Below are 12,618 nucleotides of genomic sequence, written 5' to 3'. Positions count from 1 at the left end.
GAGACGTCACCCTGCCGCCGGTGAGCGGACGGCGTAGCCCCGCAGGCCGTTCTCGACGAGATCGAAGGCGGCCTTGGCCCGTGCCACCGCGTCCTCGTACATGGCGCCCGGGCGGGCCGTCGCGTTCACCGGGGTGCCGCTGCCGCCCGGCCCGGGTCAGGTACAGTGTTGCCGTCGTTACCAATGATCAACTGAGGAGGTGGGACCCATCACCGCTGTATCAGGTCGGGTGCTCCCCCTTCGCGGCCGTGCGGCTCACCGTCAGGCATAGGTGACCCGCGGGAGCGCCCAGAGGCGTTCCGAAAGGCTCATCGTGCCGGCTTCACCATCAGTGTTTCCCTTCCCCGCCATCGTCACCAGGCTTCGCGCCGCCGGCTGTGTGTTCGCCGAGGACGAGGCGGAGTTGCTCGTCTCCACCGCACGGACCCCCGCCGAACTCGCCGCCATGGTGGAACGGCGCGTCGTCGGTCTGCCCCTCGAACACGTCCTCGGCTGGGCGGAGTTCCACGGCCACCGGTTCGTCGTCGACCCCGGGGTCTTCGTGCCCCGCCGCCGCACCGAGTTCCTCGTCGATCAGGCGGCGGCCCTGCTCCGGCCGGGGTCCGTGGTCGTCGACCTGTGCTGCGGCTCGGGCGCCCTGGGCGCCGCGCTGGTGTCCGACCGGAACGGGGACCCGGGTTCCGGGCCCGGCCCGGTGGAGTTGTACGCCGCCGACATCGACCCGGCCGCGGTGCGGTGCGCCCGACGCAACGTCGACGCCGTCGGTGGCCAGGTGTACGAAGGGGACCTCTACGCGCCGCTGCCCGGTCCGTTGCGGGGCCGGGTCGGAATCCTGCTCGCGAACGTGCCGTACGTACCGACCGAAGAGATCGAACTGCTCCCCACGGAGGCCCGGGTCCACGAGGCCCGGGTGGCACTCGACGGCGGTACCGACGGACTGGACGTCCTGCGGCGGGTGACCGCGGAAGCGGCCCGTTGGCTGGCCCCGGGCGGCCATCTGCTCTTCGAGACCAGCGAGCGGCAGGTACCGGAGGCCGTCGGCATCGTCGCCCGCGACGGACTGATTCCACGGGTGGCAACTTCGGAGGAGCTGTACGCCACCGTCGTCATCGGCACCAGGCCGCCGGGGTAAATCCGGGTGTGCTCCCGGCAGCGCGCGTGATACTCCTCGATGCCATGGAAGATCTTGTGACGGCGCGGCTGGTGCTGCATCCGATGAGCGTCGTCGAGGCGCGGCAGGTGATGGCGGGAGTGCCCGGGGAGGGTGCCCGGTGGGCGCCGGGGTATCCGGACCAGGGGGATGTCGCCGGCGCCCGGCGTTTCCTGAACACCTGTGAGCAGAGCGGGGATCCCCAGCCGTTCGGCGCGTACGAGCTCCGCCGCCGCGAGGACGATCTGGTGATGGGCGGGCTGGGTTTCCACGGCCCCGCGGACGAGAACGGCGGCGTGACCATCGGCTACGGCCTGGTCCCGGCCGCCCGGGGGCACGGCTACGCGGGCGAGGCGCTGCGCGCACTGCTGGTGTTCGCGCGCGCCCGCGGCATCTCCCGCGTGCACGGTGACACCGCGCGGGAGAACATCGCGTCGCAGCGTGTCATGGCCGCGGCGGGCATGCGGCTCGTCGCGGAGGACGAGCGGCTGCGGTACTACACGATCGAGTGGACGGGGATGCCCGGGACGACCTCGGAGAACGTCTGACCGCGCCCTGGTGGCACCGGCTGACCGCCCTCACGCTGCTACGTCCCGGAGGGTGGGTTGTTCATGGTTTGCGTGCCCTCTCGGCGTCCCGCGCGTTACATCGATCATGAACGTTCGTCGATTTCTCACTGCCGCCGCCGCAAGTTCCGCGCTTCTTGCCGCCGCCGCCCCCTGTGCCCAGGCTCTTGACTTCGGAGGAACCCTGAGTGGCACGGCGCAGACCGCCGCGACCACCGGCCAGCGGGCCAAGGAAGCGGCGCAGGGCGTCGTCGGAGACAAGCTGGACAGGAAGGTGGGAGCGGTCAAGGACACCGTGAAGGCGGGCAAGGACGCGGTGAAGGCCGGCCACGAACTGGTCAGCTGAGCGCACCCGCAGTTCGGGCGCCGTCTCCCCGTCCTCCTGTTCCTCCCGGTCGGCGACCGGGTGACGCTGCCGGCGACACCAGGAGGATGCGTCGCGGCCCGGACCGGCGCGGGTAACTTCACACCCACGCCGGTCCGCCCGAAGCCCCGTGCCGGTCACCGGCTCAGGTCCGATGCCTGAGCCCTCCATGATCGGGAAGGGGTGGGAGATGCCCGTCGTACCTGATCCCGTCGTCAAACTCGTCCAGAGGTCCAACGAACCGGTCGTCGCCCAGACCCTGCGCTCCACCGCGGCAGCGGTCATCGCCTATCAGGCCGCGGTGTGGCTCACCCCCCAACCGGCCCCTCTGACGGCGCCGCTGACCGCGCTCCTCGTCGTCCAGGTCACCCTGTACGCCACACTGACGACGGGGATCCGCCGCGTCAACGCGGTGGTGGCCGGCGTCCTCATCGCGAGCGCCTTCAGCTCCCTGGTCGGGCTGAACTGGTGGACTCTGGGCCTGACGATCCTCACCTCGCTGGTCATCGGACGCTTCGTACGGGTGGATGAGTTCGTCCCCGAGGTCGCGATCAGCGCCATGCTCGTCCTGGGTGTCAGCCAGGTGGCGAACACCGCGTGGGACCGCATCCTGGAGACCCTGATCGGGGCCGGCGTGGGTCTGCTGTTCAACCTCCTGTTCGCGCCACCCGTCTGGGTGGAGTCCGCGGGGGAGTCCATCGAGGGGCTGTCCCGCCGCATGGGCCGGCTCTTCCGCGACATCGGCGCCGAGCTGTCCGGGCACACCCCCGTCGAGCGCGCCGCCGGCCGGCTGCACGAGGCCCGCCGTCTCGACCACGACATCGTCGAGGTGGACGCCTCCCTGCGGCAGGCGGAGGAGAGCCTGCGGTGGAACCCGCGGGTCCGCGAGGGGCTGCTGTCCCGGGTCGTCCTGCGGACGGGCCTGGACACGCTGGAGATCTGTGCCGTGGTGCTGCGGGTCCTGACCAGGACGCTGACGGACCTGGCGAAGGAGCGCACCGAAGAGGCGCTGTTCCCCGCCGACGTGGCGGTCGCGCTCAACGAACTGCTGCGCCATGTGGCCATCGCCATCGAGAACTTCGCCGTGCTGATCACCACGCAGGTCAGCGCGAACGCGGAGGAGGCGGAGGACGAGCTGAGCCGGGCGCTCGAGCAGAGCGGCGCGCACCGCGAAACGGTGGCGCACCTGCTGCTGGACAAGGTGCGCGAGCACCCGCGCCAATGGCAGCTGCACGGGGCGCTGCTGGCGGAGATCGACCGGATCCTGGACGAGCTGGACGTGGAGAAGCGCTCGGTCCGGCTGGTGGAGGAACTCGACCGTTACTCCCGTGAGCAGCGCGAGCGCTTCCCGCGCCTGGACGCCTTCAAGCGGCGCCTGCTGGGCTCGGGTCCGCGCCTCTCCCGGGCCGATCCGTGATGCCGGACAGGAGCCCGCAGGGGTGTCGGGCGGTCAGTCGACCTTGACCCAGTCCAGGGTGCGTTCCACCGCGCGCTTCCAGTCCGCGTAGCCCGACTCGCGGCGGTCCTCGTCCCATTCGGGATCCCAGCGGTGGGCCTGGTTCCAGTTGGCCCGCAGCTCGTCGGTGTCGCGCCAGAAGCCCACGGCCAGGCCGGCCGCGTAGGCCGCGCCCAGCGCCGTGGTCTCGGCGACCTGCGGACGGATCACGGGCACGCCCAGTACGTCCGCCTGGGTCTGCATGCACAGGCTGTTGGCGGTGACGCCGCCGTCGACCTTCAGTACGGCCAGGTCGACACCGGAGTCCTTGGCCATGGCCTCGACGACGTCGCGGCTCTGGTAGCAGATCGCCTCCAGGGTGGCCCGCGCGATGTGCGCGTCGTTGTGGAAGCGGGCCAGACCGACGATGGCGCCGCGCGCGTCGGAGCGCCAGTACGGCGCGAACAGGCCGGAGAACGCGGGCACGAAGTAGACGCCCGCCGAGTCCTCGACACGGCGGGCCAGCGTCTCACTGGCCGCCGCGTCACCGATGATGTGCAACTGGTCCCGGAGCCACTGCACCGCGGATCCGGTCACCGCGATCGAACCCTCCAGCGCGTAGACCGGGTCCTGGCCGGCGAATTGGTAGGCGACGGTGGTCAGCAGCCCGTGCTGGGAGCGCACCGGACGGTTGCCGGTGTTGAGGAGCAGGAAGTTGCCGGTGCCGTAGGTGTTCTTCGCCTCGCCCTCCGCGAAGCAGACCTGGCCCACGGTGGCGGCCTGCTGGTCACCGAGGATTCCGCTGATCGGTACGCCGGCCAGCGGGCTGACGTCGGGCGACTGACCGTACCCGGCCGGTTCGCTGGACGGTTTGATCTCCGGGAGCATGGCGCGGGGGATGGAGAAGAACGACAGGAGTTCGTCGTCCCAGGCCAGCGTCCGCAGGTCCATCAGCATGGTGCGGGAGGCGTTGGTGACGTCCGTGATGTGCACGCCGCCCCTCGGGCCGCCGGTGAGGTTCCACAGCACCCAGGTGTCCATCGTGCCGAAGAGCGCGTCGCCGCGCTCGGCGTCCGCGCGTACCCCGTCCACGTTCTCCAGGATCCACTGGACCTTGCCGGCGGCGAAGTAGGTGGCAGGCGGCAGCCCGGCCTTGGCGCGGATCACCTCGCCCTTGCCTTCGCGCTCCAGGGCGCTGGCGATCCGGTCGGTGCGGGTGTCCTGCCAGACGATGGCGTTGTAGTACGGCCGCCCGGTGTGCCGGTTCCACACCAACGTCGTCTCGCGCTGGTTGGTGATGCCGAGGGCGGCCAGGTCGCTCGCCGCCAGATGGTGCTTGTTCATGGCGGTGGCGACGACCGAGCGGGTGCGCTCCCAGATCTCCACCGGGCTGTGCTCCACCCAGCCGGCCTTGGGCAGGATCTGCTCGTGTTCCAGCTGATGGCGGCCGACCTCGTTACCGCCATGATCGAAGATCATGAAACGGGTGCTCGTCGTGCCCTGGTCGATCGCGGCGACGTAGTCCGCCATGTCGGTTCCTCCACGCGTGATCGCTGCTGACGGCCGGCCGGGACGGCCGGTGGGACGGCTCCGGGCCGGGGACGGGATCCGGGTATCTGTCGGAGACGGCCGCGGTCACTCGTCCTCGGGCAGGATGCTGCCCGCCGGCTGTTCGGCGTGCTCCGGCAGGAACGGTCTGACGACGTAGTGGTAGACGGCGGCGCCGATCGGGCCGCCGATGAGCGGGCCGACGATGGGCACCCAGAAGTAGAGATCGCCGTACTGGTCGCGCCACGCGCTGTTGTAGCCGGTGATGTAGCTCGCCAGCCGCGGACCGAAGTCACGGGCCGGGTTGATCGCGTACCCGGCGTCGGTGCCGATGGCCATGCCGATCGCCACCACGAGGAACCCGATCAGCAGGGGGCCCAGGTTCGCCTTGGGAGCGGTGTTGAGTACATCGGTCAGCGCCATGATGACGAGCAGCAGGATGGCCGTGCCGATGATCTGGTCGCGGAGCGCGCCCCATTCGCTGATCGGGAAGACACCGTTGCCGGGCAGGGTGGAGAACACCCCCTGGGTCTTGATGGTGTGACCCGGGTCCGCCTTGGCGAGGACTTCGGAGGAGTTCCAGCGCACCAGCAGCGCGGCGGTGAAGGCTCCCGCCGTCTGTGCCAGCGCGTACGGGGCGACCCGCGCCCATGGGAAGCCGCGGAAGATGGCCAGCGCGAGGGTCACGGCCGGGTTGAGATGCGCGCCCGACAGCCGTGCCGCGACGTACACACCGAAGGTGACGCCGAACCCCCACGCCCACGCGATGCTGTCGTGGTCGCCCAGGTCGGCGGCGACGACCTGGGCGACCACTCCCACGCCGAACAGGATGAGCACCAGGGTGCCGAGGAACTCGGCGAGCAGTTCGCCCAGCAGCCGGTGCGAGGCCAGCCGGCCCACCACTTTGGGAGCATCTGTCGTATCGGCCATCGGTCCAGCCCTTCCCGACGCGTGGGCCCGCTCCCCGTCGCGGTGCCGGTACTGCGATGTGCCGGCGTCACGACGTGTCGGTGGACCCGCTTCCGACTCACGTCTGACCCATTCGACAGGTACAGCGGCCCGGCGGCACCGCGGGGAGCCCCTCGTGCTGCCGAACGGGTGACGCGGCGCTTCCCGCCGCCCCGCGGCGGCCAAAGGCCGAGGTCATGGAGGGGCGGCGGGGCGCGGCCGTTCCACCGGGGAAGAGAAGTCCGCAGAAAAATGCCCGAGAGGACTTGAGTCGTGCTCGAATACCGGTCGAATCGTGGCCAATTCTTTCTCAATGGCACGTCAACTCGAAGTAATGGATCGTATGTTCATATTGCGGAGCCGGAATCCGCCTCGCTACGCTTCCGGGGATTCGAGAGGAAACACTCCCCTTTTCCCCATCTCTGCGGGTATTCCGCCCGGGACGTAGGACGGCCTCGCCATGACCGCTGCACGTCGCCCGTCGCCCGGCAGCCAGTCCCGGGACTTCTGGCTGTACTGGTCGGCGGGCACCTCAGACGCGCTCGGCACCCAGGCCTCGGGCCTGGTACTCCCGCTGCTGCTGCTCGGTCTCGGCTCGTCGCCCGGCACCGTCGGCGTCCTGGCCTCGGTCTCCGCGATCGGTGGGCTGCTGGCCGGGCCGCCCGCGTCCGTGCTGGCCGACCGGCGCTGGCGACGGGGGATGATGGTGGGATCCGCGCTGGTGGCGGCAGGTGCGATGGGTGCGATAGCCGCTGCCGCGGCCTGGGGCCGGCCCTCGCTGCCCCTTCTGTGCTCGGCCGCGCTCGTCGAGCGGGTGGCCACGGCGTGCTACGAGGCGGCCGCCCGCGGGACGCTGGTCACCGTGGTGGCGCCGGTCCACTATCCGCGTGCCATCGCGCGGCTGGAGGCGGGGGAGCAGGGCGCGCTGGTGGCCGGCCCCGCGCTGGGCGGCCTGCTGTTCCCGCTGGCCCGCTGGCTGCCGTTTCTCATGGACGCTCTTTCCTATGTGTTCTCCGCTCTCTGCGTACGGGCCATCCGAGCCGATCTCAATCCGCACCAGAAATCGGAGGATTCGCCTCCGCGCTTTACCGCAGAATTCCTGGCCGGATTACGTTTCGTGCGCAACGAATCGTTTCTTCGATTTGTGCTGCTGTGGACGGCAGGCGTCAACGGGCTCTTGACAGCGCTGTATTACGGCGCGGTGTTCAGCATCCGCGGCCAGGGCTCCGGCACCGCGTCCACCGGTCTCGTCCTCGCGCTGTCCGGGGCCGCCGGGCTGGTCGGCGCCGCCGCCGCGCCCCGGCTCGCACGGCGGATCCCCGCCGCGCGGATCGTGATCGCCGCCTCCTGGACCATGGTGCCGGTCGCCGCCGGCCTGGCCTTCGCCACCCACGCCTGGGTCTACGGCCTGCTGTTGGGCTCCGTGTCGCTGACCGTCCCGGCGGTCGCGGTCGTCCTGCACTCACGGGCCGTCCTGGTGACCCCCGACCAGCTCCAGTCCCGGGTCGGCACCACGCTGGACACCGCCTGCGGAGTCGCCTCCGTGCTGGCCCCGGCCGCCGCCGGACTGCTCACCGACCACCTCGGGTCCACCCGTACGGCACTGCTCTGCGCGGCCGGGCTGGCTGTGCTCGCCGCCTACGCCACCGCGACCGCGGCCCGCCGGTTCCTGCCCTCGGACCACGACCCCGACCGTGAACCCGGCTCCGACAACGACCCGGCCACCGACCCGAACCACGACCCCGCCCTGCTGTCCCGTCCCCAGCCGCTGGAAGCCGGTGAGCCCTCATGAGCGATCTGCCCGCCGTCCCCGCCACCCCCGTCGGCCGGGACTCCGGACTGGGCTACCAGGTCTACCGGCCCGTGCTGCCCGCCGGCTGCCGGCGGTCGCCCGGTCTGATGGTGCTCACCGGGGACGTCGACGGCCGCTGCGAGGTCTTCGCGTGGGACGCCGCCACCGGCGCCGCCCGCCAGGTCACCGACCGCCCGTACGGCACCCTGCTGTACGCCATCGACGCCGATGCCGTCATCTGGTGGTTCGACGAGGACCGGAACGGCCGCGGCACCTGGCGGATCCAGCCCTTCTCCGGCGGTCCCGACACCCCGGGGTTGACCGGCACCGGACCTGGCCGCCCCTGCGGGCTGGCCGTCAGCGACAGCGGGACCGTCGCGCTCGGGCTCGGGGACGAGCACGGACTGCGCGTCCACCTCGGCCCCCGGGGCGGCGCCGGACGCGAGGTGCTGCGCACCGACGGTCACGGCCTGCTGGTCGATCTCGCCCCGGCGGGCGACCTGCTGGCCGTCGCGCGCGGCGCGGCAGGCAAGGACGCGGTCACCCTGCTGACACCGGACGGCGCTGTGGTGGAGAGCCTGCCGGGCACCGACGGCCGGCTGTGGGCACTTGGCTTCGCCCCCGGGCGCAGCACCCCCGAACTGCGCCCCGGGCGCAGCACCCCCGAACTGCTGCTCGTCGCCGAGCGCGACGGCCGCTACGTGATCGCCACCTGGCGCGCCGACACCGGACTCGAACTGCACCGCTGGTGCTCCTTCGACACCGAGATCACCGCCCGCTGGTGCCCGCAGGGCCGCACCGTACTGGTCCGCCAGGACCGGCACGGCCGCAGCAGGCTGGTCACCGCGGACCTCGACCGGCGTGAACTGGCGCCCGTCGCCGTCCCCGTGGGCACCGTGCTCGACGCGGCCCCGCAGCCCGGCGGCGATGTGCACTACCTGTGGACCGACGCCCTCACCCCGCCGCGCACCCGCTCCCTGCTCGGTGCGCCGCTGCCCGGTCTCGAGGCGGTACCGCCGCCGATCGCCGGCCGCGCCGACGACGTGTGGACCCCGGGTCCCGACGGCCCCGTGCACACCCTGCTCACCGTGCCCAGCGGCACGGCGGGACCGTACCCGCTGGTCTTCCTGGTGCACGGCGGCCCCGCCGCGCACGACCGGGACGCCTACGACCCGGCCGTGCACTCGCTCGTGGAGTCCGGCTTCGCCGTCGCCCGCGTCAACTACCGCGGCTCCACCGGCTACGGACCGCGCTGGCGGGCCGCGTACGGACAGGGCGTGGGACTGACTCAGGTCGCCGATCTCGCGCTGGTCCGCGCCGATCTGGTGCGCCGCGGCATCGCCCGCGCGGACGCGATCGGCCTGTGGGGCACCTCATGGGGCGGCTACCTGGTGCTGCTGGCGCTGGGCACCCGTCCCGACCTGTGGCAGGCGGCCGTCGCGGTCAAACCGCTGGCCGACTGCGCGACGGCGTTCGCGGCCGGCACCCCGGCGCTGCGCGCCCTGGACACCGAGCTGTTCGGCGGCACCCCGCTGCAGGTGCCCGAGATCTACGCGCGTTCGTCCCCGTCGAGTTACGCCGCCTCGGTCCGGGCACCGCTGCTGGTGGTCGCCGCGACCCAGGACGCCAAGTGCCCGCCGGAACAGGTCGAGACGTATCTGGCGGCGCTGCGCGCCTCCGGCGTCCGGCACGACGCGCTGTGGCTGGACAGCGGTCATGACGGGCATGACGGCGGCGACCACGTACAGGTGCTGCACCGGGCGCTGGTCTTCCTGGACCGGCATCTGCGCGGCCCTCGCCGGCCGCAGCGCGCCGCGTACGAAGAGCTCCCCGCCCCGTCAGGGGTGGGGGCCAGGGGACCGGCGGCCGAACCCGCCGGTCCCACCCGCCGGAACGCAGAGAGGAGGTAGCCACCATGCAGAAGGACGTCATCCACAACGATCCGCTCGAGGACGAGGCGGAGAACCGGAAGCCGGGCGTGGGGGTGGTCATCAGGATCCCCTTCCGTAACGCCGACGAGCCGGAGAACAGCTGAGTCCGGAGGCCGGCCCGGCTCAAGCCGCCGGGCCGGCCCACTCCGCACCACCCGATGCACCCCGTTACCGAATCCCTGTGCTGAACCCCTGTGCGACGAGGAAGAGAAGAAGCCGTGCGCGTACTCCTGGTGAACATGCCCTGGTCCCCCATCGACCTTCCGTCGCTCGCGCTGGGCATCCTCAAGCGCAGCGTCGACGAGAAGACCCCCGGAGCGAGTGCGGAGGTGTTGCACGCCAACCTCGAATACGTGGACTGGATCACCCGACGGCGGGAGTTCACGCTGGAGGACTACGAGTACTTCTCGCTCTCCTCCTACTTCATGGGATGCGGCGACTGGGTCTTCTCCGCCGCCCTGTACGAGGACCCGCAGTGGCGGGTCGCCGAGTTCACCGAGGCGATGAAGGGCCGGCTGCGCAAGGAGCGCATGGCCATGACCCTCGAACTGCACGAGGACGCGGCCGAGTTCGTCCAGCTGATGGCCGACCGGATCGTGGCGGCCGAGCCCGACGTCGTCGGCTTCACCTCGACGTTCCAGCAGAACACCGCGGCGCTGGCCGCGGCCAAGTACGTCAAGCGCATGGCCCCGCACATCCGCATCGTCATGGGCGGCGCCAACTGCGACGGCGCGCAGGGCGAGTCGGTGCACCGGAACTTCCCGTTCGTCGACTTCGTGATCCGCGGCGAGGGCGAGCAGACGTTCCCCGCGCTCCTGACCGCGCTCCAGGAGGACACCGACCTGACGAAGGTCCCCGGTCTGTGCCACCGGGTGGACGGGCGGAGCGTGGCCAACCCGATGAGCACCGTGCCGATGCCGCCGGCCGCCATCCTGCCGCCCGACTACACCGGCTACTTCGAGCGGCTGGCCGCGTCGAAGGCCCGGTCCTGGGTGGAGCCCAAGCTGGTGGTCGAGGGCGCCCGCGGCTGCTGGTGGGGCGAGAAGCACCACTGCACGTTCTGCGGCCTCAACGGCTCGTCGATGCAGTTCCGCAGCAAGAGCCCGGACACCTTCTACGAGGAGATCATCGGCCTCGCAGAGAAGCACAAGGTGCTGGACATGTACGTCGTCGACAACATCCTCGACATGGGCTACCTCAGCACCGTCCTGCCGCGCATCATCGAGAGCGACTACGACCTGCGCATGCACATCGAGATCAAGTCCAACATGCGCGTCAACCAGCTGCAGATCCTCGCCGACGCCGGACTGATCTATGTGCAGCCCGGCATCGAGAGCCTCAACAGCCGGGTGCTCGACCTGATGGACAAGGGGGTCAGCGGCACCCAGAACGTGCGGATGCTGCGCGACGGCGCCGCGGTGGGGCTGTCCATCTCCTGGAACTACCTGCACGGCTTCCCCGGCGAGACCGCCGCCGACTACGACGACGTCATCGCCCAGATTCCGGCACTCGAGCACCTCAACCCGCCGGTCGACCTGTCGGCGCGGATCGCCATCGAACGGTTCAGCCCCTACTTCAACAAGCCCGAACTGGGCTTCTCCGAACTGCGTCCCGCGGAGCCCTACCGGCTGACGTACGACCTGCCGGAATCGGAGATGCTCGATCTGGCGTACGTCTTCGACGTGCCGCCGCGCGGCGTGGGCGACGAGACGGTCAAGCCGCTCAACGACGCCCTTGCCGCCTGGAAGACGAACTACCGCAGCAGCCGTCTCACCCACGCGGACCTCGGTGACCGCGTCATCCTGGTCAACCGCCGGCGGGCCTTCGACTGGACCACCCTCGAACTCGCCGACCCCGTCCAGGTGTCCGCGTTCCGGCTGCTGGAGCAGCCGCACGCGCCGGCCGCCCTCACCCGCAAGATCGCCGCCCGTAACCCGGGGGTGGCGGTCACCGAGGCGTCGGTCGCGGAGCTGCTGCTCGAATGGCGCCGGCTGGGAGTGGTGTTCACCGACGGTGGCCAGTACGTCCACGTGGCGCCGCCGGCGGTCAACGAGGACATGCTGCGGCTGGACTTCATGCGCTACGCCCACCAGGTCCGGCAGGTACAGCCCCCGGCCCTGGTGTGACCGGCCCCGGCACCTTCTCGTGGCCGGATCGGCACCGGCCCCGCACACAACAGCACCAGCGTCCGCGCACGCGAAGGAGACTCCGTTGAGCATCACCACCGACACCACCCGGCCACCGGCCACGCTGACGATCACCGCCTGGCGCGACCACGATCCGGCCGCCTGCGAGCTTCCCGGCATGCTGCTGGGACGGCTGGAGGTCCAGGGCGGCGGATCGGCGGCGGTCCGGCAGCTGTGGGACCAGGGCGCGCGCCGGGTCGAACTGCCGGGCGTCGTCGATCTGACCGACCCCACCGCGGCCGCGGACACCGTCCGTACTCTGTGCCTCATCCGCGATCTGACCGCCCGCGCCGTCTACGTCGACTGGCGGCTGCGCACCGGACCGGATCCGGAGGCCTGGCTGCCGCTGAACCATCTGCACCCGCCCCTGGAGGTGGAGGGTCCGCCGGACCCCGAGGAGGTGGTGCGCCAATGGCGCGACGGGCACTACCTGTGCAAGTGCATCTGGCGCAACGGTCCCGGCTTCGTGCAGATCCGCGACCGGCGCTGGGGCGAACTGCACCGCTTCACCGCCGAGGAGCCGCACTACCACCGGGCGATCACCCTGCTGGAGCACGGCGCACCGGCCGCGGAGCTTCCCGCGGACGTGCTGGCCGACTTCCGCGAGGAGCGGCTGATCGGTGAGGTCGGCGAGCTGGCGTGGTGGCTGCCGTACCGGATCCAGCGCTGGATCCACACAGCGATGGTGGTGTGAGCTC

Annotated in this window: 11 protein-coding genes; 8 read left to right on the top strand and 3 right to left on the bottom strand. The window is 71.2% G+C overall.

Annotated elements, in window-relative coordinates; all coding sequences use genetic code 11:
- Positions 1-6: 6 nt before the first annotated feature.
- Positions 7-129: a hypothetical protein gene (locus G3I60_RS46285; RefSeq protein WP_275405913.1), complete on the bottom strand. Its 123-nt coding sequence runs from the start codon at positions 127-129 to the stop codon at positions 7-9.
- Between the two features lie 202 nt (positions 130-331).
- Between G3I60_RS46285 and G3I60_RS06270 the strand changes: the two genes are divergently transcribed.
- The 4 genes from G3I60_RS06270 to G3I60_RS06255 all read left to right on the top strand — a co-directional run bounded on the left by G3I60_RS06270 (position 332) and on the right by G3I60_RS06255 (position 3,497).
- Positions 332-1,132 (top strand): putative protein N(5)-glutamine methyltransferase, encoded by an 801-nt coding sequence (locus tag G3I60_RS06270; protein WP_244809633.1) that lies wholly within the window; start codon positions 332-334, stop codon positions 1,130-1,132.
- A 44-nt stretch (positions 1,133-1,176) separates the two neighbouring features.
- A complete protein-coding gene (locus G3I60_RS06265) occupies positions 1,177-1,698 on the top strand; it encodes a GNAT family N-acetyltransferase (protein ID WP_164293930.1) in 522 nt (173 codons plus the stop codon).
- Positions 1,699-1,804: 106 nt separating this feature from the next.
- The gene (locus G3I60_RS06260; RefSeq protein WP_164293929.1) at positions 1,805-2,062 is read left to right on the top strand and encodes a hypothetical protein; all 258 of its coding nucleotides are present in this window, start codon (positions 1,805-1,807) and stop codon (positions 2,060-2,062) included.
- 208 nt (positions 2,063-2,270) lie between these two features.
- The gene (locus G3I60_RS06255) at positions 2,271-3,497 is read left to right on the top strand and encodes an aromatic acid exporter family protein (RefSeq protein ID WP_164606770.1); all 1,227 of its coding nucleotides are present in this window, start codon (positions 2,271-2,273) and stop codon (positions 3,495-3,497) included.
- Between the two features lie 33 nt (positions 3,498-3,530).
- On the opposite strand, the gene glpK is transcribed toward G3I60_RS06255, so the two are convergent.
- Together glpK and G3I60_RS06245 are read right to left on the bottom strand one after the other, a co-directional pair.
- The gene (glpK, locus tag G3I60_RS06250; protein ID WP_164293927.1) at positions 3,531-5,045 is read right to left on the bottom strand and encodes a glycerol kinase GlpK; all 1,515 of its coding nucleotides are present in this window, start codon (positions 5,043-5,045) and stop codon (positions 3,531-3,533) included.
- Between the two features lie 105 nt (positions 5,046-5,150).
- Entirely contained in the window at positions 5,151-5,993 is an 843-nt protein-coding gene (locus G3I60_RS06245; RefSeq protein ID WP_164293926.1) for an MIP/aquaporin family protein, read from the bottom strand.
- Between the two features lie 478 nt (positions 5,994-6,471).
- Here G3I60_RS06245 and G3I60_RS06240 point away from each other — a divergent pair, with 478 nt between their 5' ends.
- The 4 genes from G3I60_RS06240 (at position 6,472) to G3I60_RS06225 (ending at position 12,614) form a co-directional block, all read left to right on the top strand.
- Positions 6,472-7,803: an MFS transporter gene (locus tag G3I60_RS06240; RefSeq protein ID WP_164606767.1), complete on the top strand. Its 1,332-nt coding sequence runs from the start codon at positions 6,472-6,474 to the stop codon at positions 7,801-7,803.
- Entirely contained in the window at positions 7,800-9,713 is a 1,914-nt protein-coding gene (locus G3I60_RS06235; RefSeq protein WP_164293924.1) for an alpha/beta fold hydrolase, read from the top strand. Before G3I60_RS06240 ends, G3I60_RS06235 begins: the two co-directional genes overlap by 4 nt.
- A gap of 239 nt (positions 9,714-9,952) precedes the next feature.
- Positions 9,953-11,860, top strand: a complete 1,908-nt coding sequence (locus G3I60_RS06230) for a RiPP maturation radical SAM C-methyltransferase (protein ID WP_164293923.1) — start codon at positions 9,953-9,955, stop codon at positions 11,858-11,860.
- A 178-nt stretch (positions 11,861-12,038) separates the two neighbouring features.
- The gene (locus G3I60_RS06225; RefSeq protein WP_232485138.1) at positions 12,039-12,614 is read left to right on the top strand and encodes a DUF5825 family protein; all 576 of its coding nucleotides are present in this window, start codon (positions 12,039-12,041) and stop codon (positions 12,612-12,614) included.
- Positions 12,615-12,618 lie beyond the last annotated feature (4 nt).

Source organism: Streptomyces sp. SID13666 (assembly GCF_010548325.1).
GTDB lineage: Bacteria > Actinomycetota > Actinomycetes > Streptomycetales > Streptomycetaceae > Actinacidiphila > Actinacidiphila fildesensis.
The sequence above is the reverse complement of the archived record's forward strand: the minus strand, read 5'-3'. Positions and strand labels throughout refer to the sequence as shown.

What these genes read in the sequence shown, in the direction of transcription:
- G3I60_RS06235 (WP_164293924.1), top strand. Translation starts at nt 7,800, where the DNA reads ATGAGCGATCTGCCCGCCGTCCCCGCCACCCCCGTCGGCCGGGACTCC.
- G3I60_RS06260 (WP_164293929.1), top strand. Translation starts at nt 1,805, where the DNA reads ATGAACGTTCGTCGATTTCTCACTGCCGCCGCCGCAAGTTCCGCGCTT.
- G3I60_RS06255 (WP_164606770.1), top strand. Translation starts at nt 2,271, where the DNA reads ATGCCCGTCGTACCTGATCCCGTCGTCAAACTCGTCCAGAGGTCCAAC.
- G3I60_RS06240 (WP_164606767.1), top strand. Translation starts at nt 6,472, where the DNA reads ATGACCGCTGCACGTCGCCCGTCGCCCGGCAGCCAGTCCCGGGACTTC.
- G3I60_RS06265 (WP_164293930.1), top strand. Translation starts at nt 1,177, where the DNA reads ATGGAAGATCTTGTGACGGCGCGGCTGGTGCTGCATCCGATGAGCGTC.
- glpK (WP_164293927.1), bottom strand. Translation starts at nt 5,045, where the DNA reads ATGGCGGACTACGTCGCCGCGATCGACCAGGGCACGACGAGCACCCGT.
- G3I60_RS06225 (WP_232485138.1), top strand. Translation starts at nt 12,039, where the DNA reads ATGCTGCTGGGACGGCTGGAGGTCCAGGGCGGCGGATCGGCGGCGGTC.
- G3I60_RS06245 (WP_164293926.1), bottom strand. Translation starts at nt 5,993, where the DNA reads ATGGCCGATACGACAGATGCTCCCAAAGTGGTGGGCCGGCTGGCCTCG.